Origin of the sequence: Dyadobacter sp. BE31, from assembly GCF_031457695.1 — a bacterium.
Classification (GTDB): domain Bacteria; phylum Bacteroidota; class Bacteroidia; order Cytophagales; family Spirosomataceae; genus Dyadobacter.
Genome location: NZ_JAVDXA010000008.1, coordinates 399,571 through 422,049, shown reverse-complemented (window position 1 = coordinate 422,049; position 22,479 = coordinate 399,571). Strand labels below are relative to the sequence as shown.

Sequence of the window (22,479 nt, the reverse complement as noted above, 5' to 3'; positions counted from 1 at the left end):
AAATACCTAATTATCAATGCGTTACAATAAATTCATGCACTCCTGAACCTACTTCTACGACCTTGTAATTTTTATTATTATCGGCTAGGCTAAACAGTTCGCGCGATAGCGTTTCTCCGTTCAACAAAACCTTCGCCCCCCCACTCACCGGCACATGTATACGCGCCTGCGTGTTCACAGGAACGATTACCTTCATTGTTAGTTTGCCGTCAAATTTATTCCATTCCGAGGCAATAGTACCATTAATCGTGCGTACCGAGGCTTTCAGGTGATTAATCCCATTGTTACCCATTCCATCGGGCGCAATTTCAGGGCGGATGTCGAAAGTCTCGAAACCAGGTTTGGTCATTACAATCCCCGCTGCATTGCCAAACATCCATTCGCACACAGCCCCGAATGCGTAATGACTGAACGAGTTCATAGCCGCATTGTATTTAAAGCCGTCCTCTTTGGTGAAGCTATCCCACCGCTCCCAGATTGTCGTAGAGCCGTTTTCGACCTCAAATCCCCAGGAAGGAAATTCTTTGCTCAAAAACAGTTTGTAGGCAAGATCTGAATGGCCGGTGGCTGAAAGCGCCGGAAGCAGCGGCTTAGCACCCAGAAAGCCGGTCCCGAGCTTACCATCATTCTCCTTCAAGAGCTCGGCCAGATAGGCTCCTGCTTTTACGCGGTCGGCGGGGTCGATAATATCCATGTAAATAGCGTTGGCGTAGGCAGTCTGAGTATGCCCTGTAAAACCCAGGGCTCCGTCCACGTAACCTGCTCCATTGCCATAAGCCTTATCGTCGCATTTGAAACGGCCCTGCTGATCGACATAATGCGCGCGGATTGCTTCCCGCACTTTGCTGCCCGTTTCTGAAAACCGCTGCTGGTCTTTTGCATTCCCGGTCGCTGCCGCCATTTCAGCCATCAGATCGGCGCAATAGGCATAGTAGAAGGAGGCGAGCAAATCCGGCGGGGTTTTCTTGCCAAATGAAAGCCAGTCCCCGAAGCCTCCTTTCGGATCGATGTCGGCAAATGAATTCTCTTTGAAAAGATAGGTCCCCTTGCTTCTCTCGTCAAGAAAATTCATGAACCGCACCATATCTGCCCAGCCGTCGCGAATCATGCGGGTGTCGCCATAAGAGCGGTAAATCTGGTAGGGACAGATGATCCCGGCTTCCATCCAACCCGGCGAAAAAGTGTCGGTTTTGCGCAGGTTCGGGCGCGGTGCGTACAGCGGGTAAGCGCCGTTTTCGTATTGACCGTCGTTCAGATCAACCACCCATTTGGTAAAAAATGAGGCCACATCCCTGTTGAAGGTCGCCGACTTTACATACACCTGTGCGTCGCCCGTCCAGCCGATGCGCTCATCGCGCTGCGGACAATCTGTGGGAATATCCACGTAATTGGCACGCTGCGTCCAGTCGATATTGCTATAAAGCTGGTTGACCATCGCATTGTCGGTTTCAAATGCGCCGACCTTTGGCGTGTCCGAGCCGATGGCTAGTCCCGTTAACGTCTCGTCTGTCGGCGCGTTTCTCAGCCCTGTCACCTCCACGTACTGAAACCCATGAAATGTGAATTTAGGCTCCCAGATTTCACCCGCAGGATCACCCTTTAATATGTAGGTATCCGTAGCACGGGCCATTCTCAGGTTTTCGGTCATCAACCTGCCGTCAGGATGCAGCTTTTCCCCAAAACGAAGACGAATCGTATCACCCACCCGGCCCCTTACGCGCAGCCTGACAATGCCCGCATAGTTTTGGCCCATATCAAAAATATAAGTGCCATTACCGCGGTCCTTCCGGCTCACTACTTTTAACATCTGGGTGATTTTCACTGGCGGACCGGGGTATACTTGCATTTTACGCTCCGTTTTATCGGGAAACACCTGTGGGTTCTTCCAACGGCTATCGTCAAAACCAGCCACATTCCATCCGGCTTGCTCCAAACGTGCATCATAGGTTTCTCCGTTGAGCAAATCCGATTCCAGCAGGGCTCCCTGGCTTGCTTTCCAGGTCTGGTCAGTCACGAACGTTTCTGTTTTCCCATCTGCATACTCTACTTCCAACTGTGCTTTCAGAAGTGGCACTTTCCCGTAAAACCCGCGCACCACCGGGTTTTTGACTAGTAATGAATAACCCAGATAACCCGCATACCAGCCGTAGGAGAGCTGCGAGGCCAATGCGTTATTACCAGCTTTCAAATCAGCGGTTACATCGTAGGTCTGGTAATAAACGCGCTTATCGTAATCTGTCCAACCAGGAGTGAGAAATGCATCGCCCGTCCTTTTTCCATTTACACTAAACTCATATAAACCCAACGCTGTCACGTACAGGCGCGCTTTTTTGAGACCGTTACGGATCGTTACCTCCTTACGCAGATAAGGAGCTGGCGGCAGATGGTACACTTTACCCTTGCCCAGTCGGTCCAGGTCCAGGCCGATCCACTGCCCTTTCCATTCGGATTTATCCAGTAACCCCATCTCCCACTGCGAGGGCCTGCTCCACTGGCCAGCTATACCATTCTTATCCCAGCTCCTGACGATCCAGTAGCAAACCTTACGCGAGGTGAGCGGTTTTCCTGCATATTCTATCTGCGCGGTGCTCCTACCAGCCGTTTTTCCGGAGTTCCACAAATCCGCATTGGTCTCGGTGAGGTTTTCAACAGAAGACGCGACCAGGATCTGGTAGGCAGTTTGCACCTGATTGTTTTCAGCCGCCGACAGCTCCCAGCTCAGGCGCGGGTGACGGGCGTCGGTCACCGGTGATTCTTTGTATTCGCAGCGAAGGTAAGCAGGCACCAGCCCCTTTGCGCTTGCCATAAGGGTATCTAATACCAGCATAATCGAGAGCACACTTTTTTTCATAAAAAAACGAAATAAATCCTAACGCAACACTTTAACACCCTTAGGCGCATCGATTTTGGACTTGACAGTGCCATCAGCCTGCTTTTCATGCCGGATCTTGACCACACCCATCGGTGTAGGGTAGGTGCCTTCCACCCATTGCAAATCGCCCAGGTTTGGCTCAATGCGGATCGTTTTGCAGCCCGCTTCGACAATGCTCATACCCAGCACGTGCTCGGAAAGCCAGGATGTAGGCCCCGAAGCCCAGCCGTGGCAAAGGCTGTGGCGGAGCTTTTTGTAGCAATACGCGCCAAAATCCCCGTGAATATCGTCTTTTCCGTCCGGCACGAGCTCGTCGATCGGTGCGGCGTTTTTGGTCCAGGCCAGATCGAAATCCTCCCAAAAAGTGGTGGCGCCCATATCGAGCATGCCGCCCCAGTAACTACGGATGCAGTTCAACGCGCCGGTATAGTCCTTTGCTTTGGCTTTGGCCTGTAACATGTAGTAGCCGTAGAATGTCGAAAAGCGCTCGCAATCCCCCACCGCGATCACGTCTGTATTGGCTTTTTCGGCCGGCATGAGCCCGGCCAGGGCCATCAGAGCGGCAGCTTGTTTGGAGCCATTCGCGTCGGGGACGTACATTTTCATCTGCGTTGCCATCGTTTTGCAGCGCGTGGCCTGCGCTGGCTCGTCCAGGATCTGGCAAAGCTCGGCGCCAGCCTCCAGCGTCATGATCATCATCGCGTGCAGGCCGGCATGAATGCCTTTCGGGTTTTCGCTCGATGGCCAGTCCAGAAAACGCGTACCATCCAGGTTTTCCTTATTGTCTTTGGTTTTCTCCATGAGCTGATCGAGCAGCGCGACAAGGTATTTTTGCTGTTTACGCAGATACTGTAAATCACCCTGGTTTTTATACAAATCCCGGTGAATGAGCACCCACCACATCGAATAGGCGCTAATCCCGTTCATCCAGCCCGGCAGCGGCGTGATATCACGGGCCTGATCAAGGCTTTTGGCCACGACTTCATTTTTACCAAAGACAGTGTTGATCGTCATCACCTCGGGATGCATATCGCCCACCCACACCAGACGGTCGCGCTTGATACCGTCCCAGAGGTATTCCTGCATATTCAAATGCACCGTGTAGGCGCCGGTATTCCAAATGGTGTTCAGGCGCTCGTCGCTACTGTTAAACGAGCCCAGATAGGGAATGTCGCGGTACTCGAAAATGGCCCGTACTTCTTTCAGTTGCAGCTCACGGTCAGCATCCACCAGATCGATCCGGGCGAAGCGGAAACCCGAGTTACCTACCTGCATGACGCCCAGCCAAGGCACCTGAATCGTAAAATCGCGCATGGCGTGATCGTTGGTCGCCCCCTGAATGGTATCGATATCAGACATCGCCTCGCTGACAGATTCACCCAGGCGAATGCGGATGCGGATGGGCTTCTGGTTTGCGGGCTGGTCGGTCACAATCTGAATGCCTCCTTGTATCTCTTTTCCAAAATCAAACAATATCCCCGGCGTTTCCCCGTCCTTGCTGATCAGCTTGGCGAAGTTTCTGTGAACAAGATCGGCCTGCCCGGTACCTTTCCTGAGCAGGTTAGAAGCATCTACTACACTTGCTCCACTGCGGTCGGACATCCACACAATACGTTTGGGAGAAAGGTACTGCCGGACCCTGGAATCCCTCTGGGCGTCATAGCTGTTGTCGAAAATGGGTGGAAGCCCGCTGCCGGATAATCCGGAGCTTGACAGCTCCTGCGCGACAGCTCTGGCAGCGAGCACGCATAGAAAAAGTAAAAGGAAGGCCAGGTAGTTTTTCACAAGTAGATAGTTTTGGTGTTCAGGATTGTAATATTGCGGGAAAATAAATAATTATAAACTAGTCAACTAGCCTGTTCTGTCCTGTCTGGCAAAGTGACGGATATAGCTACCGTTAACGCTTCGTTAACATTTTTACATGCTAAAAGTCTGTCAAAACCGTTCTACTTTTGCTTGTGGTACGATACCCGGCCATTTTTCAGTACTAAACCTTTCCAGTCGAACGATGATCATAAAAGAAGATAGCTCGCAGGACCGCGACGGGCTGCCCCCATTTGTCAATAGCTTCAAACAGCTGTACATTCTGCTGATCGGCATGCTCGCATTGCAAATTGTCCTCTTCTATTTATTTATGACCCATTTTCAATGAGCACACTCGACTGGATTGTTCTTTCGCTTACCCTCCTATTTGTAGTACTTTACGGGATCTACCGCAGCCGTGAAAAGCACACGATGGATTCGTTCCTGCTTGCAGGCCAGTCGATGCCGTGGTACCATGTGACACTATCGCTGATGGCCACCCAGGCCAGCGCCATCACCTTCCTCTCCGCTCCCGGCCAGGCCTATACCGACGGTATGCGCTTTGTGCAGTTCTACTTCGGGCTGCCTTTGGCGATGGTGGTACTTTGCGTGACATTCGTCCCCAAGTTCGGCAAGCTCAAAATATTCACCGCCTACGAATTCCTCGAAGGCCGTTTCGACCTGCGTACGCGCGCGCTCACCGCATTTCTCTTCCTTTTGCAACGCGGTTTGTCCACGGGACTTTCCATTTATGCCCCGTCGCTGATCCTTTCGGCCATTCTGGGCTGGGATATTACCTGGACCAACATCATTTCGGGCGGGGTCGTAATCCTTTACACCACGCTGGGAGGCTCGCGGGCCGTTTCCCATACGCATTTGCAGCAAATGGGCATTATCACGATCGGCATGGTCGTGGCGGGCGTGATGGTGGTAAAGTTCCTGCCCGAGCAGGTCTCGTTTACCGATGCTTTGCACGTAGCGGGCAAAATGGGTAAGGTGAACCTGATCGACTTTACTTTCGATTTGAATAACCGGTACAATGTATGGTCGGGGCTGATCGGCGGGTTCTTTTTGCAGCTCTCCTATTTTGGCACGGATCAGTCACAGGTGGGCCGCTTTCTGACCGGCAGCTCACAGGGCCAAAGCAAGTTGGGACTAGCCATGAATGGCCTGCTGAAAATTCCGATGCAGTTCCTGATCCTTTTGGTGGGTGTGCTTGTATTTGCATTCTACCAGTTCACCACGCCTCCGCTTTTCTTCAACCAAACGGCTGTCGACCGTGTCAAATCCAGTCCTTACGCGGCCGAATATGCGTCCCTGGAAAAGCAACATGATCAGATCCAGTCGGTGAAACGCCCACAAGTAATGGCGCTTACAGAGGCGATTCGCAAGGACGATCAGCAGGCGATTGCCGCTTCCCGCAGTGTTCTGGCAAGCCTGGAAAGCAAGGTGAAGGACGTCCGTAAAGAAGCCGCAGCTGTGCTCTCCAAAGCCAACGGCGGCGATACCAACGATGTGAACTACATTTTCCTACGCTTTGTGATCGATTATCTGCCTGCGGGGATGGTGGGACTGCTCATTGCGGTGATACTGCTGGCGTCGATGGGCTCGGTGGCTGCGGCCTATAACTCGCTGGCTTCGTGCACGATTGTCGATATTTACAAACGGATCGTGCGTAAAGACGAGAACGGCCGTAATTACGTGGCCGCCTCGCGCTGGGCGACCTTTTTCTGGGGCGTGTTCTGTATTGCCGTCGCGCAATATGCCTCTCGGCTGGGAAGTATGATCGAGGCCGTCAATATCCTGGGCTCACTGTTTTACGGCACTATCCTGGGCATATTCCTGGTCGCATTCTACTTCAAGCGAATCGGCAGCCGGGCGGTTTTCTGGGGAGCTATTATCGGTGAAATATTCGTGATCGTCAGTTACATGATCGATCTGACGGCATTTCTGTGGCTTAATTTGATTGGCTGTGTGCTGGTGATCATCTTCGCAGCGCTGATCGAAAAGATCTGGCCGCAGCATGAAACACGCATGGAAGAAAACCCTAATGCGTAGTTTTTACGCATAACAAAAGCCTTTAAAATGTCCTAGTGCGGCATAATTCTGCTTTAAAATTACACATTTTAAAGAATTCATGGTGCGCTACCCATTTTTTTCAAAGAGATAGGAAACTATTCCCTCGTTTTAATCCTTAATAAGTACAATCGGACAACGGGGAAGCTTATACGCAGCCCACTAATGTCACCGATTGTTTACAAAAACGTTCTCTAAACCTGCTGGCCATGCTAACGCCAATCCATCCTTTCTTTTCGGGGGTCAAAATCCTGTTCCTAGCCACGGATAGCTGATCCTTTTCACGTTTTTTTCCAATTATCAAACCTGTTCATCACCAGACAGTACCACTTAATTTCTATCCAAAATTCTAATTAAAAACCTACATGAAGTATTGGTCTAAGCCACAAAAAACGACGCGTTTGGCGCTTAGCTCGGCATTCCTCTTATTGAATTTGCTCAGTACCGCCCTGGCTCAGGGCATCCAGGAAACCAGCCGGGAAGCGCCGGTCTTGGAGCAGGCAACTTTACAGGAAGTGGTTGCGTACGCTATCAAAAACCAGCCAGCGATCCAGCAATCGCTGATCGACGAGCAGATTACGGCCAATCAGGTCCGCGCCAAACTGGCCGACTGGTACCCGCAAATCGGCTTTAACTATAATTTGCAGCACAATTTTATTGTTCAGACCAGCATTATCGCCGGTAACCCGGTAAAACTAGGGGTTAACAACGTCTCGGCTACACAGTTCACGCTTTCACAGCAGATCTTCAACCGCGACGTGCTACTAGCCAAACGTACCCGCGGCGATGTACTTTTCGCGGCAAGCCAGAATACGGTCAACAACAAGACCGACCTGGCAGTGAGTGTTTCCAAGGCATTCTACGATGTGCTGGCCACCACCCAGCAGATCCGCGTAGCCGAAGAGGATATCTTGCGCCTGGAACGCAGCCTGAAAGATGCCCAGAACCAGTACAAATCCGGCATTACCGACAAGATCGACTACAAACGGGCGACTATTTCCCTCAACAACACCCGCGCCAACAAGAAAAGCAACGAGGAAGTCTTGAAAGCAAAGGTGGAATACCTGAAAACATTGATGGGTTATCCGCTTAACAAAGCGTTGCAGATCAGCTATGATACTTTGCAAATGGAGCGAGAAATTGCCCTGGACACCTTGCAGAATGTAGACCTGAACGGCCGGATCGAGTACCAGATCCTGGCAACGCAGAAGAAACTGGCCGAAGCGAATTTGCAGTACAACAAATGGAGCTATTTGCCTAACCTGTCGCTGAACGGAGCCTATAACCTCAACTTTCAGAATAACCATTTCTCGGACCTTTACAACAAGAACTATCCCAACTCGTTCGGCCTATTGACCCTTTCGTTGCCTATTTACCAGGGCGGCAAAAGAAAGGCGAACACCAAACAGGCCGAGTGGCAGCTCAAACGCCTGGACTGGGATTTGAAAGGCCTTCAAAACAATGTGAACTCTGAATACGCCAGCGCATTGGCCAATTACAAAGGCAACCTGACCAACCTTTTGGCCCAGAAAGAGAATGTAGAGCTCGCACGTGAGGTGTATGATGTGATCCAGCTGCAATACAAATCGGGCATTAAAACCTACCTCGAGGTGGTTACTTCCGAAACCGATCTTCGCCTGGCGCGCATCAACTATTACAATGCATTGTACCTGGTGCTGGCTAGCAAGATCGACGTTCAGAAAGCGCTCGGACAGATCAACATTCAATAACAGGCCCTGCTGCCAACCCATTTAACACCAGCTTCCATTAGAAAATACTTGAATGATATGTATTTAAATACCACAAAATATTACCCCGCTGCCCTGCTTGCATTGACCATCTTCTCATGCGGCAAAAAAGACCAGCAACAGGCGCCCACCGCTCCTCCGGCCGTACAGGTAACCCTGGCAGAAGTAACTTCCTCAGAGGCCTCCTACTATGATGAGTACCCCGCAACGGTGGTACCTTTGAACGAAGTGGAACTGCGCCCGCAGGTTACCGGCTTTGTAACCGGCATCCATTTCACCGACGGGGCCCGCGTGCGCAAAGGCCAGCTGCTGTACACGATCGATGCCCAGCTTTACGACGCCAACTACGATCAGGCCGTAGCCACCCTGAATGTGCAGGAAGCCAACCTTGCCCGCGCGCAGAAAGATGCCGACCGCTACCATGAGCTCGAAAAGAACGACGCGATAGCCAGGCAGCTCGTCGATAATGCCGATGCCGCCCTCGAAGTAGCCAAAAGACAAGTAGACGCCGCCAAGGCTAGCATCAAGGCGAGCCAGACCAGCGTGCGCTACACAAAAGTGGTCGCGCCATTTGACGGTCTTATAGGGATATCGGCAGTGAAAGTAGGCGCGCCTGTTTCAGCCGGCCAAACGGTGCTCAACAAGGTTTCGACCGACAATCAGTTGGCGGTCGATTTCAACGTGGACCAGAAAGAAATTTACCGTTTCACCACATTGATGAAGTCTCAAAAGGCGAGCGATTCGACATTCTCGATCAAATTCGGAACGGACGTATACCCGGCACACGGTAAGATCGCATTGCTTGACCGCGCAGTGGATCCACAGACCGGTAGCATTAAGGCCCGTCTGGTATTCCCCAATAAGGACAACCAACTCCGCGCAGGTATGAGCGGCACTGTGATGGTGCTCAACAATGCGGCGGCCAAATCCATCGTGATTCCTTACAAAGCCGTTACCGAGCAGTTGGGCGAGTTCTTTGTGTACGTGGCAGGCGACAGCAACAAGGTAACCCAGCGCAAAGTGGTGCTTGGAACTGCCATCGGCACGAATATCATCGTCAAAGACGGACTTAAAGAAGGCGAGAAAATCGCAGTGGAAGGCGTGCAGAATCTTCGCGAAGGAGCAGTTGTACAGGAAGGCGCGCCAGCTCAGGCTCAGGGTGCCGCTCCCAAGAAGTAAGCAGCCGGTCCCTTTTACTATTTCATAAACCAGTACGAAATGATTGCAGATGTTTTTATAAAAAGGCCCGTCACCGCGATAGTATCCTCGGTGGTGATCGTGTTGGTGGGGCTTATTGCCCTTACCACCCTGCCGGTGGCCCAATATCCCGACGTTACCCCTCCTACCGTAACCGTTAGCGGTAACTTCACCGGGGCCGACGCCCAGACGGTCGAGCAGACGACCACAACCCCTATTGAAACGCAGATCAACGGTGTGCCGGGCATGACCTACATGTCCAGTAACAGTACCAGCAGCGGGCAAAGCAGCATTAATGTTACATTTGACGTGGGTACGGATGTCAATATCGCGGCCCTGGACGTGCAGAACCGCGTGAGCGTGGCTGAACCGACCCTACCCGATGCGGTGAAACGCCTGGGTTTGACGGTTCGTAAACGCCAGCCAAGTATTATGATCGCCCTGGCATTGTATTCGCCCAACGGCTCGCACGATGCCCAGTTCATTGGTAACTACGCCAACATTTACATCAAAGACGCCCTTCAACGCGTCAAAGGTGTGGGAGATATCGTCTCCCGCGCCGACGACTTCGGTATGCGTATCTGGCTGAATCCGGAAAAACTGGCCAACCTGAGAATGACGCCCTCGGACATTTCGGCGGCATTGGCAGAGCAAAACTTGCAGATTGCGGCAGGTACGGTGGGTGGCACTCCGCAGCCAGGCGCGCAGGCATTCGAATACAGCGTGCTGACCAACAGCCGCCTGAATACCAAGGAGCAGTTTGAAAACATCATCGTGCGCTCAGCGCCCGAGCAGGGTAGCGTGGTGTACCTGCGCGACGTCGCGCGCGTAGAGCTGGGCAAGTTCGATTACGGCGTGAATGCATTCGTGGGCGGCAAGCCTGCGGCATTTGTGCTTATTTACCAGGCGCCGGGTGCCAACGCGCTCGACACTTACGAAGGTGTAATGAAGGCTTTGACGGAAATGAAGAAAACCTTTCCCAAAGACATTGACTACGTGATCCCGGTTGAAACCGCATCGGTTGTGAAAGTATCGATCGAGGAAGTACTTCACACGTTCGGCGAGGCGATGATTCTTGTAGTGATCGTCGTGTTCTTGTTCCTTCAAAACTGGCGCGCGACGCTGATCCCGATCCTGGCGATCCCGGTTTCGTTGATCGGTACATTTATATTCTTTATTCCTTTCGGATTTACGATCAACACACTGACGCTTTTTGCATTCGTGCTCGCGATCGGTATTGTGGTCGATGACGCGATTGTGGTGGTCGAAGCTGTGCAGCATTATATTGATGAAAAGAAAATGTCGCCCCGCGCTGCTACCGAGCAGGCCATGAAGGACATTTCCGGCCCTGTAATTGCGATTGCATTGATCCTTGCGGCGGTGTTCGTGCCGGTAGGTTTCGTGCCGGGTATCGTAGGGCGGCTTTACCAGCAATTTGCGATCACGATCGCGGTTTCCGTATTGCTTTCGGCATTTGTGGCCCTTTCGCTCACCCCCGCGCTTTGCTCGATCATGCTGCGTCCATCCAAAGGTGCAGACGAGAAAAAGAACCTTTTGGAGCAGTTCTTCGACCGGTTCAACCGCTGGTTTGACAAAGTTTCGCGCTCATACACAAGAGGTGTTTCCAAATGGATCAAAGCCACGCCATTGGTGCTGGTAATGATGGTCTGTCTGTTTGTCGGATTGTTCTTCCTGTTTAAAAACAAACCATCCGGCTTTATCCCGGTGGAAGACGAAGGCCGTCTTTTTGTAACCTATGAAATGCAGGAAGCCACTTCAACGACCCGCAACGTGGCGATGATCAAAGACATTATGGCGCGGGTATCCTCCATTCCGGAAGTGAAAGTGGTGGGTGGTCTTGCCGGATTGAACGTGATCAGCTTCTCAAACAAATCCAACGTAGGTACTATGTTTGTCAGCTTGCACCCGTGGGCCGACCGTAAAGGCGCTGAGCACCATGTACAGGCGGTGATCAAGGAAATCCAGAAGCGCACGGCCGATATCAAGGAAGCGCGTGTGCTGGCAATCGCCCCTCCTGCGATCCCGGGTCTAGGCGCGACCTCGGGTTTCACGTTCCAGCTGCAACAGTCGACCAGCACTGACAACATCCAGCAGTTTGAAGGCGTGGCCCGCGAGTTTTTGGGCCGGGTCAACAAACGTCCTGAAATAGCGATGGCTTATACCTTCTTCAACGCAAGAACCCCAAGCTACCAGATCGACGTCGACCGTGAAAAGACCAAGAAGCTGGGTGTGCAGGTGAATGATGTGTTCAACTCACTATCGACCCTACTGGGTAGTTCCTACGTCAACGACTTCAACCTCTACGGCCGGAACTTCCGCGTAATGGTGCAGGCCGACAGCAGTTTCCGTTCTTCGCTCGACAAGATCCAAAAGTTCTATGTCCGCAATAAGGCCGGTAATATGGTGCCGCTGAGCGCGCTGGTGACTTCCAGAGTCGTAGAGAACCCCGCATTGATTTCGCACTACAACATTTACCGCTCCGTAGAGATTAACGGTACGCCTAAACCTGGTTTCAGTAGTGGTCAGGCGATTACCGCACTGCGTGAAGAAGCCGCCAAGCTTCCTGCCGGTTATAGCTATGAATTTTCGGGTATGAGTAGCGAGGAGATTAAAGCGGGTGATAGTACTACCACCATTTTCGCGATCTCTATCGTATTCGTGTTCCTGTTCCTGGCTGCGCTTTACGAGAGCTGGTCGATTCCGTTCTCTGTACTCTTCGCAGTACCGATCGGCGCATTCGGCTCAATTTTGACGCTGACGCTGCTGCCAAACTTGTCCAATAACATCTACGCGCAGATCGGTTTGATTACCCTGATCGGTCTTGCGGCCAAGAACGCGATTTTGATCGTCGAATTCGCCAAAGAGCGGGTAGATAACGGAATGGAGCTGGTGAAAGCGACGCTCGAAGCGGTGCAGCTGCGTTTGCGGCCTATCATCATGACCTCGCTGGCATTTATCCTGGGGGTACTTCCGCTCGCATTTGCGAGCGGCGCTGCGGCCGAGTCCCGCAAAACCATCGGCTGGACCGTATTCGGCGGTATGCTCGCTGCTACCTCCCTTGCGATTTTCGTGGTGCCGGTATTGTTTGTGGCCATCGAAAAGCTGGCGGCCGGCAAAAAAGGCAACCAGCCGGCCAAGCCCGGCAACATAGCCGACGCTGCTGCACATTAACAGGATATTGTTTTTATTTCAAAAAGCGGATCATAGGTGTCACTATGGTCCGCTTTTTTCTATTTTGCCAAAGAACTTATTATGATCACATATGTACGTCAAAGAGGTCTTTTCGATCTGGCGCCTGCTCAAAGGCATTTGGGTGGGCGTCGTTGCGGTTACGGCTTACGCAACGCTGGTATTTTATCTTTTCAGTTATCAAAACTGGCATTTTCTCTCCTTTCCTATTTCGATCACCACCATTCTCGGCACGGCGCTTTCGCTGCTGCTTGGTTTCAGGACCAATTCTGCCTATGACCGCTGGTGGGAAGCGCGCAAATCCTGGGGAGAGATCGTCAACGACAGCCGGACGCTTGTGCGCCAGGCCGTCACATTTACCGAAGCTCCGGCCAAAGAAAAAGACGAGCTGGTCTCCAATATTGCCCACTTGCAGATTGCCTGGTGCTACGCTCTGGCCAACTCGCTCCGCCGCACACAGGTGCTGGTGTACGCCGACCTTCACCTGACGGCCGAAGAGCGCGAATATGTAAGCGCGCAAGACAATATTCCCAACGGCATCCTGAACCTGATCCAGTTCAAAGTTGCAACGCTGCATGATTCCGGCAAAATCAAAACATTACTCTACCAGAATATCGACGATACCCTCCGGAGGCTCTGTGACGCGATGGGCAAATGTGAGCGGATTAAGAACACGGTCTTCCCTACGCAATATGCTTTTTTCGTACATCTGGTAATATTCATTTTTACCCTGGTACTGCCTATGGGCCTTGTCGAGAGCATCGGCCGCATTGCCATCCCTATCACGTTTACGATTTCGTTCCTGTTCTTCTATGTGGAGTGGATTGCCTACATCATGCAAAACCCGTTTGAAAACGGGCCCAATGATATTCCAATGACTTCCATGTCACGCAATATCGAGATCAACCTGCTGCAACTGATCGGGGCCGAGAAGATTCCCGAGAAAATACTGCCGAAAAATGGTGTGGTGATGTAAAACAAAAAGGGGTAAGCGCTCGCCTACCCCATCGTTTGATACGTACTGATTATGAGTGCATCGATCTAATCTGCGACGTGTAGTAAAAATACCTTTCCAACGTTAACAGTGAAATCAAATCCTCCTTTTTGGTATTCGCAAACTGCATAACCCAGTTATTTGCATTTTCAACGATCTGCTTTGTTTCAGCGGGACGGTCAATATAGTACTCCAAAACTTCCATTAGATCCGAGTAGTCGTCCTTTATCTGGATGTAATGATAATTGGGTACAAGACGTCCCTCCATAAACCAAGTTTCATATTTAGGCTTCGTCATGACCGCCACCGAATTGGATGACATAATCCATTTGAGATTTGTAGCCACATCATTTCCTTCAAGACTTAGGATAAACTTATACTTTAAATGTTCATAAATCGGAATTTTGGGGACGACCCAAGCCGCATTACCACCATCTGTATTGACTTGCCCTAGATTTAAACCGTATTTCCCGAAATACTTATTCATGAAATCTATCCTATGGGGCTGAGTAACTGCACCCCGACCAATGAGACTGTCCTTCTTTTCCTCAAAGCGCACGGGATCATTGATAAAGAAGAAATGTCGCTTCTTGTCCAAGTTCAATAACGTCGCATTCCGTTTGTCCCCCGCAACGGGCCTCGATTTCTGTATCGTCGGCACTGTGGAAACGTCGACAATGTCACCAAAACGAAACACAGCCTTTAAATGACCAGGAAAATACCGAGCGTATTGCATAGTATCGAAAATGTACGCACTAGGTGCTTCAATTCTCCGAATCTCGTCTAGCATAACTGCCGTCGGGCCGATAGGCCTGATCCTGTCCAAACCGTTATAGTAATTCACCCTATCCCATATTACATTTTCCGAAAATTCGCTCAGAGAGTCAATATAACTCTCAAATTGCCGAGTAAGTATTCGCCTAGGAACCATCTGGCGGAGGGTACTTTTGACGTAATAAATTGCCTTATTCCGCCTAACATTAATTAGGATCGATGAAAGATTCATAATTTATCAACGAAGTTAATAAACCGCCTGCTGCAAAAAAGCTTAGAAAAAACTCGCACTCGGAGATTAACAATCTGCTGGAACTTAATCAAACATATAGTAAAGTTGCAGTAAGATGGATTTAATCCATCAACTAGAGAGTAGATTACTTCCTCTATAACAGCGCCTGCACTAGTTTTCCGACTTTCGTTGAAGTATGTTGTCAATATATATGCTCAATTGTTCTTCGGTAATCTGCCCGTGGTAAAGTCGGTTATCGATATAAATTGAAGGTGTCGAAAGAATCTTTCGCTCTTTTAGAATATTTAGATTATCGACAAGGCCTGCTTTCATTTTCTCATTCGTAGTACATTTAGTAAACAAACTATAATTCGCCATCTTATCATTCATAAAAGCAGCAATAGAGGTACTGTCACTTTTGCCACTCTCAAAAATATGATTGTAAAGCTGCATGAATTGACCCTGCTTATCCGCACACTCACATGCAATCGTTGCAAAACGAAAATCGTCTGTCAGCGCTGTATACTTAAATTCCAACTTCTCCTTATACTTCTCGTAAACAGTTTTCAAAACAGGCTCTACCGCTTTACAAGAAGGACAATCGAAATCTGAGAAGATCCAGAAACTGGTAGGAGAAGTTTTATTTCCTGTCGAAATGTACCGGATTGAGTCAAGATTCGACTTCGGAGGCACTGGTGGGACCAGTAGCTTTTTAACCTCATACTTTTCCATAAGGCGTTTACCAAATTCACCTCGTTCATATCTCTTATATCTATCCCAGAGCTCACGCTTACCATCCTCTGTTTTAACACTAACAGATCTAAATGAATTTTTTGTATCTCGCATAGTACTGTCTATATGCATTCTCTTTTTGTACTCGGCAAGACCATTGGGGGACAGCTTATCGTCAACTTCACTTCTTATTAACTCGTCAACACTAATTTTCCTTTTCTCCGCCTCGACAGTAAAAAGTCTATTCGCAATAACTTCGTCCAACGACACATTCCGAAGATAGTATATCGCATATAGTTGCTCATATACCTCATCTTTAATAAAATTATCAACTTCTTCTAGGCTAATTTCCCCATCCTTATAGCTGGCCGCCGGCTGCTTCCTTTGAGTTGACTCACAAGAAAAACAGAATACCAAAATCATAATCAAATACTTATACATAACTAGTCGATATGGACGTGAAATGGGGCCGGTACTGAGCCGACCCCAAGCAACCATTTTAAAATCCTTTTACACTTAATTTACTTTAGCTAGTTCAAACAGGGTGTCAAACTTTTTATTAGTATCGTAAGTGACCCAAACTCCCGGAATCCGCTTATTATAACCATTAACAGTTACAACATTTGGGTAGCCGGGAACGGGCGTTAGGTTACTAGTATTGCTCCCATTCTCATCGTCAGTCCTGTAAGTACCTGTCGCTAGTCCGTTATAGCTTTGATTTGAAAATACTCCATAGGCAAATCCACTAAAGGTAGGATAACAGTTGCAGTGAGCAATAACGTCGGGTGTAACATTACTCGCCATCCAAAGCGTTGTATTCTGGTCAACAGCATTCGGACTAGGAAGAAAGCCCGAATAGCTATTGTGATTATTATTATTTTCGTTGTCGATAAACAACGTAGTAAGGGCTTCATATTCTCGATAAAGATTCCAGCCAAGCCAAACCACAGAATGTGGATGATAAGGATTTGCCAAAACGCGACCGTCTACCTGGCAAAGTCGCAAAATAGAGTTATAGGCACCACCTGTATACTCAAATGCACCATACCAGCCGGATGCAGCCACAAAAGTGTTGCTGTCTTCATTATCCATATGGATTTCTGTCTTTTCTGACCAACTTGGGCATCCATTAGCTTCGGGCACGACTCCGACTCCGTACCCATCAAACAGGTACACACTTGTTCTGAACCTTTTTTTAAAATCTCCGTAGGAAGCAAGGGTCTTTTCTGTAATGGCTGCAATGACTTCATCAGAAGCACGTGTCACTACCCTTTCAGAAACTCCATCCCACTTTGTCTCGACTTTTTCTCCGTTGTCGTAAGAATTTTCAACACCCTTTACCAAATCCGAAACGGACGGATCAACGGATGAATTATCTTGACAGCCAGTTAATGAAAAAATACACAAGGCAGCACCAAGAGTTAGTTTGTTAAATTGTGAAGTCTTTAATTGCATGTTGCAAGCAAATTTTTAGCTGCCTCATTCTCCTAATACTCCCTGTATTATTTAATGAGGTTATGCAAGAAAAATCTTTTTTTTTACTTTAACATTATCATCGGTTACAAAAATTTCTATTCATATTAGAAATACTTCTATTTAAGAAATAATAGCAGTTAAATGCGCTCCACCTACTGTAAATGCTGGGATATGCAGTGATCTATAAAACATAAAAAGCCGCAGCAAAAATTTGCCGCGGCTTGGTAATCCAAAATGCTATCGCTATTTATTTACTACTTAGGTTTTACCGTCGTATAATAAAGTTCAAGTTCTACGCCTTTGTCAGCATTCAGCTGATCGCCCACCACCAGCCGGTCGACGCTCATAGAGAACTGACTATTATCTTCGCGGAAAGTGCCGGTTGAACCAAACGGGCTGGTGCGGATCACGAACCCGCCAACATCGTGAGATTCTGAGACCATTATTTCCGTGGCGAATGAGCTGATGTCAAAGCGGTAATATTGCTCGTTTTTGATTAGGTCGTTGAAATACACGCTGCTCACACCACCGCCCGTCCCCAGTAAGGTCACGGCCAGAGGTGCACCATTGGCGTCGGTATAGAACTGGTTGTTTTTATCGAGCCGGTACAAATACAAGACTTTGGGAGCCCTAAGTTGATTGGTTACCGAAGCCTTCAATGGTTTGACGCGAAGGTATGCTTTGTTGATCGCGGTGTATTTGGTGTATTTGAACTGGTTCAGATAAGGCAAATCCACCCGCAACATCACACCTGTTCCAGCCTGCATGAATGCTTGGTTACCCGATTGCGAAGATGGCAAGGAAAGGCGCGTGTTCTGGGGCAATTTCGCCAGCTGCGTTCCTGCATGATCAGCCAACGTCTGATTGTAGTTGGCAGTAACCCTAAATAAGGAAGAATCCTTTTTGTACTCGCTCACCAGAGGTGTATGATAATGAAGCTGGATCGATGTGGTATCACCTACGGGCGAGCCCCATTTGAAGCCGACAACCGGGCCGTTGTCAGTCGTGGCGGGCACTACAACCAAGCCTTTCACTAAGTTTATCCAGTCTGCATTAGAAGTTATCTGGTTGTTTTTGGCCATCTCAAAAATCTGCTTCCCTAGTGCATCCGAAAGTCTGATTTTCAGCAGTTTCGTTGTCGTCGGCCTTGGCACGATCGTAATCTTTCCTATCGCAGTCGGCTCGTAGGGGGTTGAATTGTGGTTCCAGTAAGCACTTCCCGTAGGTATATCGAGAATATCTTTCTGTAACTTGTGAACAGTCAGGTTCATCGGCTTGGTCGTATCACCATAGCTATAAGAGTTGTCATACCTCAGACATAGGATCAGCGAGTCATATTCAGCCTCCTGCGCCACAGACATGCTGCTTGCCAGCGTTGGCTGAAAGAAGCTCATCGTCCGTACCTTTCCGAAATAGGGATCTTTGTAGTTTCCCAGCAGCATACGGGCCGCGCCGCCCGTCATCAGCGAGTCTGTGCCGATCGTCGAAAGCTTGATGGTGACTGTATCGGTACTTAGCACGGCAAAATCATCCGGATCAGGCTGGGCCAGGGATTCAATCTGATCCCCCCACTCACAGGCCGTGAGCGAAAACGCAAATCCAATTATGGTCAGGAGCTTATAGACTATCGACGACTTCCCTAAGGAATAAGACTGAAATTTCATTTAGAGCAAGAACAGTAAAAAGTGCAAAAATATCAGTTGCATTCTTAAATACAACATGATTCAACGATTTCGGGCAAATAAGAAAGTAAAATCCGGTTTGCAACAAAAAACGGGATGCATACGTAAGAGTTAAACAAAGGCTTTTGAACCGTTACGCCGCAAGCACTGCAATAGTGGCAAACAAGGTAAGAAACGTAAAAGATGCAGGACTATTTTAAACCATTCGGGGTTGGAATGCATCCTGAAACAGCTTACCGGCGTTAACGGCGCAACATTGTAACCCGATACGCGTTGAAAGTAACTGACAGATTAAAGTTTTGGACAAAAAATTTCCGATTATTTTACTTAGCAGTATCAAGATGTTATGTTTGCAAAAAATTTAGGTTACCGGTGAACTTGTCATACCATATGCAGGCAAACGGCCAGTTGAAATATTCAATAATTCTCATTACTCATTTGTAACAATTCGTCAAACAATAATTTCATGTTTAATACCTTAAAAAAGACTTCGTTAGCCCTTCTAGTCGCTTCTACCGCGTTGGTTCAGATGAGCTGTAACAAGGATGATGATGAAGAAAAACGCGGAAACTGGTTCAGAAAGGATCTGCCAAACTTCGGAGGATCGATCCGGACCAATGCAGTCAGCTTTGTGATCGGTAGCGTAGGTTACATTGGTACTGGTTATACAACAGAAACAGTTGCCCGGGTAAAGGATTTTTGGGCTTACAATGCCGAAAGACAAACCTGGTCACAAATAACTCCGTTCCCCGGATCAGGCCGTAACAGCGCCACCGCGTTCGTTCTGAAAGGCAAAGCCTATGTAGGTGGCGGCTTCGACGGCGTAACAGGAGCTGCTGACGGCGGTTATAAAAAAGACTATTACGAATACGATCCTGCTACTAACAAATGGGCGGCTATCGCTGACTTCGGTGGTGGAACCCGTCAGTTTGCAACATCTTTTGTAGTAAACGACAGAGCATATGTCGGCCTTGGCTACAACGGTAGCAACTACTATCAGGACTTTTATGAATACAATCCTACTACCGATAAATGGGCTGAAATGGCCACGTTCAAAGGTGGTAAAAGAAGTGGTGCGATGTCATTCACCATCGGTACCAAGGCTTATGTAGGATTTGGTGATAGCAATTCCCAAACTGCTTATAAGGATATGTACAGCTTCGACCCGGCTGGTAACGGCGGTGCAGGTAACTGGACCCGCGTAGATTTCGCCGCAGATTTCGATCAAGACAAATTCCCGGCGCGTTCTTACGGTGCTACTTTCGTGATCGACGGAAAAGCTTATGTAGTGGGCGGAAAAGGCAGATCTGACGTATGGGAGTATGATCCGGGTGCAAACAGCTGGATCGAAAGAGCTCCGTTCCCAACTCAGAGAGGATTTGCAGGCTCATTCGTAGTGGGCAAAATCGGCTATCTGGGAACGGGTAGCCCATCCGGCTCAGGTGTTGGTTCAGACGACTTCTGGGGCTTTGATCCTTCTCAGGCGATTAACACTGACGACGATCTGTGATTCGCAGAAACAGCAGAATCCTGATAATAGGTATACTGGCCTTTGCCGCCGCGATCTACTTTTTGTTCCTGAAAGGACAAGGGCTAAATCAGGGCGGCGAAGGCCTTTCCCGTTTCAAGGTTGAAACAATCAGGGGCGAGCATGGCTGGGGTTACAATATCCGTCAGGATACCACGCTGGTAATCGAGCAGAAGGTAATTCCCGGAGTGCCTGGCATGAATGGTTTTTCGACCGAGCAGGAGGCCGCTAAAATAGGAGGACTGGTCAAGCATAAACTCGACAGGGGTATCTTCCCGCCTACGGTCTCCATGCACGAGCTGGACAGTCTCGGCATTCAATATCAGTAGACAGGCTCTTAGGAGCCTGTTTTTATTTAAACCGGTAAGTGCCCATGATCGGATAATGATCCGAGTACTTTATTTTGGAATAGGTAGTGAAGTCCAGCGCCGAGAGTTTGCTATCATCATAGAACTGATGATCTATCCTGATAAAATAAGGCAAGTGGTTGTAAGAAAAGCCAAACCCACGGCCTTTCTCTTCAAAACTATTTTTGAGTGATTTGCGCAGCTTGCCGTAGATGTAGCTGTATGGTATCTCATTAAAGTCCCCGCATATCAGTACCGGGTGAGGCGATGCTTTGATCCAGTCCTGCAAAACAGTAAACTCTTCGGCCCTTTGCGTGAAGCCATTCTTCATTTTCCGGAGTGTAATGCGGCCCTCGGCCTTCACGCCGTCCATTTCCTTTTGATGCACCAGTTTACTAAGGCCCAGTGTCATAGAATACAAATGCAGGCCTATAACCCGCACGGTATCACCGCCTACTTTGATATCGGCCTGGATCATGCCATTTTGCGCTACAAAAATCGTGTCACGGGATGCTACAATGGGATATTTAGAGAGTATTGCCAATCCCCAGTACGACTTTCCGTATTTCCTGCGGTAGAAATGTGCAGAATGCTTGTAGCCCTTTTTGTTCAGGTAATTCCCCGAATCGAAAATGGTTTCGTCCTCGTCGTAATACTCGGGCATACAAAGTACATCCGCGCCGCTATCCCCTATCCAGGCTTTCATTTCCCTGATTTCCTTTCTTGTGCTTTCCAGACGCCATTCCGAAAAACGCTGAAACACGTGGACATTATAGCTCATCACAGAGAAGTTGCCCTTATGGTCTTTCTCAACCGGCGCCGGATCGGAACTACCGAACTGATATGTCCTGGAAAGAAATAAACCGGCAGCAATGAAGATAATCAGCGGCAAAATGGCCTTTTTCTTCTCGACAACAAACCAAACAGGCACCGAAATCAAATGAACGAGTACCACGGCCGGAAACGACATCATCATAAACCCTGCTAACCAGCCGTCGGACGGCACCCACAGTATCAGTATGTAAATCAGCAGGGTATAGCAAGCAAAGCATTGATACAAAAACCACAGTAACTTCTTGATCCCCTTCATTGATTCAGAATAGCATTTTTTGCAAAAATAGGCGACAGAAACGGATTTGGAAGACATCCCCGAATGTTTGTAGAAATGATAAAATAATTTTATATTTGCATCCAATTCTATTTTGATCGATTGATTGAGGGGGTCTAAATCCCCTTTTTTATTTGTATAGCTTATACATGACCGTAAAGGAACATTTAGAAGTTTTGCTGGCCCCACTTCTGGTAGATGGCGATTGTTTTCTGATAGACATCGTTATGAAACCTTCTAAGGCAAGTCAGAAAGTTACCATCCTTGTCGACAGCGACGAGGGCATTACAATTCAGCAATGCACCTCCATCAGCCGCAGGCTCGCCAAGCAGCTTGAAGAGCTGGAAATATTCACAGACGCGTACACGCTGGAAGTTTCTTCCCCTGGCCTGGACCAGCCGTTAGTGCTGCCACGCCAGTACAAGAAAAATGTGGGCCGGAACCTCAAGATTTCTTTGAAGACCGGCGAAGCCCTGCTGGGAAACCTGACCGAAGCAGGTGACGAAAGCATTACCATACAGCTGCCCGCTCCCAAGAAAAAGCCGAAAACACCTGTCGACGAGGCGTCGCTGGTGCGGACGATCCGCCTGGATGAAATCTCCAAGGCACTGATCGAAATCTCGTTTAAATAGACCCACAACGCCGGAATCGCATATTCTGGTTGTGATCAATTATATAATATGTCTAACTTAGTATCAGC

The 22,479-nt window shown here is 48.9% G+C and carries 16 protein-coding genes; 9 read left to right on the top strand and 7 right to left on the bottom strand.

Annotated elements, in window-relative coordinates; translation table 11 throughout:
* Positions 1-13: 13 nt before the first annotated feature.
* Positions 14-2,851, bottom strand: coding sequence for a family 78 glycoside hydrolase catalytic domain (locus J2Y43_RS31730; protein WP_309992315.1), 2,838 nt, complete (start codon positions 2,849-2,851; stop codon positions 14-16).
* 18 nt (positions 2,852-2,869) lie between these two features.
* Positions 2,870-4,657 carry an alpha-L-rhamnosidase C-terminal domain-containing protein gene (locus J2Y43_RS31725; RefSeq protein WP_309992314.1) on the bottom strand — a complete coding sequence of 596 codons (1,788 nt, stop codon included), beginning with the start codon at positions 4,655-4,657 and terminating at the stop codon, positions 2,870-2,872.
* 223 nt (positions 4,658-4,880) lie between these two features.
* On the opposite strand from J2Y43_RS31725, the gene J2Y43_RS31720 reads away from it, so the two are divergent.
* The 6 genes from J2Y43_RS31720 to J2Y43_RS31695 all read left to right on the top strand — a co-directional run bounded on the left by J2Y43_RS31720 (position 4,881) and on the right by J2Y43_RS31695 (position 13,882).
* Positions 4,881-5,024 (top strand): hypothetical protein, encoded by a 144-nt coding sequence (locus J2Y43_RS31720; protein ID WP_309992311.1) that lies wholly within the window; start codon positions 4,881-4,883, stop codon positions 5,022-5,024.
* Positions 5,021-6,733 (top strand): sodium:solute symporter, encoded by a 1,713-nt coding sequence (locus J2Y43_RS31715; protein ID WP_309992309.1) that lies wholly within the window; start codon positions 5,021-5,023, stop codon positions 6,731-6,733. Before J2Y43_RS31720 ends, J2Y43_RS31715 begins: the two co-directional genes overlap by 4 nt.
* Before the next feature lie 383 nt (positions 6,734-7,116).
* Positions 7,117-8,481: a TolC family protein gene (locus tag J2Y43_RS31710; protein WP_309992306.1), complete on the top strand. Its 1,365-nt coding sequence runs from the start codon at positions 7,117-7,119 to the stop codon at positions 8,479-8,481.
* Between the two features lie 57 nt (positions 8,482-8,538).
* Complete coding sequence (locus tag J2Y43_RS31705; RefSeq protein ID WP_309992304.1) at positions 8,539-9,678, top strand: efflux RND transporter periplasmic adaptor subunit; 1,140 nt, start codon at positions 8,539-8,541, stop codon at positions 9,676-9,678.
* 39 nt (positions 9,679-9,717) lie between these two features.
* Complete coding sequence (locus J2Y43_RS31700; protein ID WP_309992301.1) at positions 9,718-12,888, top strand: multidrug efflux RND transporter permease subunit; 3,171 nt, start codon at positions 9,718-9,720, stop codon at positions 12,886-12,888.
* A gap of 91 nt (positions 12,889-12,979) precedes the next feature.
* The gene (locus J2Y43_RS31695; protein WP_309992297.1) at positions 12,980-13,882 is read left to right on the top strand and encodes a bestrophin family ion channel; all 903 of its coding nucleotides are present in this window, start codon (positions 12,980-12,982) and stop codon (positions 13,880-13,882) included.
* Between the two features lie 49 nt (positions 13,883-13,931).
* Here J2Y43_RS31695 and J2Y43_RS31690 read toward each other — a convergent pair whose 3' ends face one another.
* The 4 genes from J2Y43_RS31690 to J2Y43_RS31675 form a co-directional block, all read right to left on the bottom strand.
* A complete protein-coding gene (locus tag J2Y43_RS31690; RefSeq protein ID WP_310226734.1) occupies positions 13,932-14,636 on the bottom strand; it encodes a glycosyl transferase family 90 in 705 nt (234 codons plus the stop codon).
* Between the two features lie 441 nt (positions 14,637-15,077).
* Positions 15,078-16,079 carry a thioredoxin domain-containing protein gene (locus J2Y43_RS31685; protein WP_309992290.1) on the bottom strand — a complete coding sequence of 334 codons (1,002 nt, stop codon included), beginning with the start codon at positions 16,077-16,079 and terminating at the stop codon, positions 15,078-15,080.
* Between the two features lie 75 nt (positions 16,080-16,154).
* Positions 16,155-17,093, bottom strand: a complete 939-nt coding sequence (locus tag J2Y43_RS31680; protein ID WP_309992287.1) for a hypothetical protein — start codon at positions 17,091-17,093, stop codon at positions 16,155-16,157.
* 275 nt (positions 17,094-17,368) lie between these two features.
* Complete coding sequence (locus tag J2Y43_RS31675; protein WP_309992283.1) at positions 17,369-18,778, bottom strand: DUF4270 family protein; 1,410 nt, start codon at positions 18,776-18,778, stop codon at positions 17,369-17,371.
* Positions 18,779-19,262: 484 nt separating this feature from the next.
* On the opposite strand from J2Y43_RS31675, the gene J2Y43_RS31670 reads away from it, so the two are divergent.
* A complete protein-coding gene (locus J2Y43_RS31670) occupies positions 19,263-20,306 on the top strand; it encodes a kelch repeat-containing protein (RefSeq protein WP_309992281.1) in 1,044 nt (347 codons plus the stop codon).
* Positions 20,303-20,653 carry a DUF4907 domain-containing protein gene (locus J2Y43_RS31665; RefSeq protein WP_309992278.1) on the top strand — a complete coding sequence of 117 codons (351 nt, stop codon included), beginning with the start codon at positions 20,303-20,305 and terminating at the stop codon, positions 20,651-20,653. The genes J2Y43_RS31670 and J2Y43_RS31665 overlap by 4 nt, the downstream gene beginning before the upstream one ends.
* Before the next feature lie 22 nt (positions 20,654-20,675).
* Here J2Y43_RS31665 and J2Y43_RS31660 read toward each other — a convergent pair whose 3' ends face one another.
* Entirely contained in the window at positions 20,676-21,761 is a 1,086-nt protein-coding gene (locus J2Y43_RS31660) for an endonuclease/exonuclease/phosphatase family protein (protein WP_309992277.1), read from the bottom strand.
* Between the two features lie 167 nt (positions 21,762-21,928).
* Between J2Y43_RS31660 and rimP the strand changes: the two genes are divergently transcribed.
* Entirely contained in the window at positions 21,929-22,411 is a 483-nt protein-coding gene (gene rimP / locus J2Y43_RS31655; protein ID WP_309992274.1) for a ribosome maturation factor RimP, read from the top strand.
* The last annotated feature ends 68 nt before the right edge of the window (positions 22,412-22,479 follow it).

Coding starts and splice junctions, on each gene's coding strand:
- J2Y43_RS31695 (WP_309992297.1), top strand. CDS start 12,980: ATGTACGTCAAAGAGGTCTTTTCGATCTGGCGCCTGCTCAAAGGCATT.
- J2Y43_RS31720 (WP_309992311.1), top strand. CDS start 4,881: ATGATCATAAAAGAAGATAGCTCGCAGGACCGCGACGGGCTGCCCCCA.
- J2Y43_RS31660 (WP_309992277.1), bottom strand. CDS start 21,761: ATGAAGGGGATCAAGAAGTTACTGTGGTTTTTGTATCAATGCTTTGCT.
- J2Y43_RS31710 (WP_309992306.1), top strand. CDS start 7,117: ATGAAGTATTGGTCTAAGCCACAAAAAACGACGCGTTTGGCGCTTAGC.
- J2Y43_RS31700 (WP_309992301.1), top strand. CDS start 9,718: ATGATTGCAGATGTTTTTATAAAAAGGCCCGTCACCGCGATAGTATCC.
- J2Y43_RS31730 (WP_309992315.1), bottom strand. CDS start 2,851: ATGAAAAAAAGTGTGCTCTCGATTATGCTGGTATTAGATACCCTTATG.
- J2Y43_RS31680 (WP_309992287.1), bottom strand. CDS start 17,093: ATGCAATTAAAGACTTCACAATTTAACAAACTAACTCTTGGTGCTGCC.
- J2Y43_RS31715 (WP_309992309.1), top strand. CDS start 5,021: ATGAGCACACTCGACTGGATTGTTCTTTCGCTTACCCTCCTATTTGTA.
- J2Y43_RS31690 (WP_310226734.1), bottom strand. CDS start 14,636: ATGCAATACGCTCGGTATTTTCCTGGTCATTTAAAGGCTGTGTTTCGT.
- J2Y43_RS31675 (WP_309992283.1), bottom strand. CDS start 18,778: ATGAAATTTCAGTCTTATTCCTTAGGGAAGTCGTCGATAGTCTATAAG.
- J2Y43_RS31705 (WP_309992304.1), top strand. CDS start 8,539: ATGTATTTAAATACCACAAAATATTACCCCGCTGCCCTGCTTGCATTG.
- J2Y43_RS31685 (WP_309992290.1), bottom strand. CDS start 16,079: ATGTATAAGTATTTGATTATGATTTTGGTATTCTGTTTTTCTTGTGAG.
- rimP (WP_309992274.1), top strand. CDS start 21,929: ATGACCGTAAAGGAACATTTAGAAGTTTTGCTGGCCCCACTTCTGGTA.
- J2Y43_RS31670 (WP_309992281.1), top strand. CDS start 19,263: ATGTTTAATACCTTAAAAAAGACTTCGTTAGCCCTTCTAGTCGCTTCT.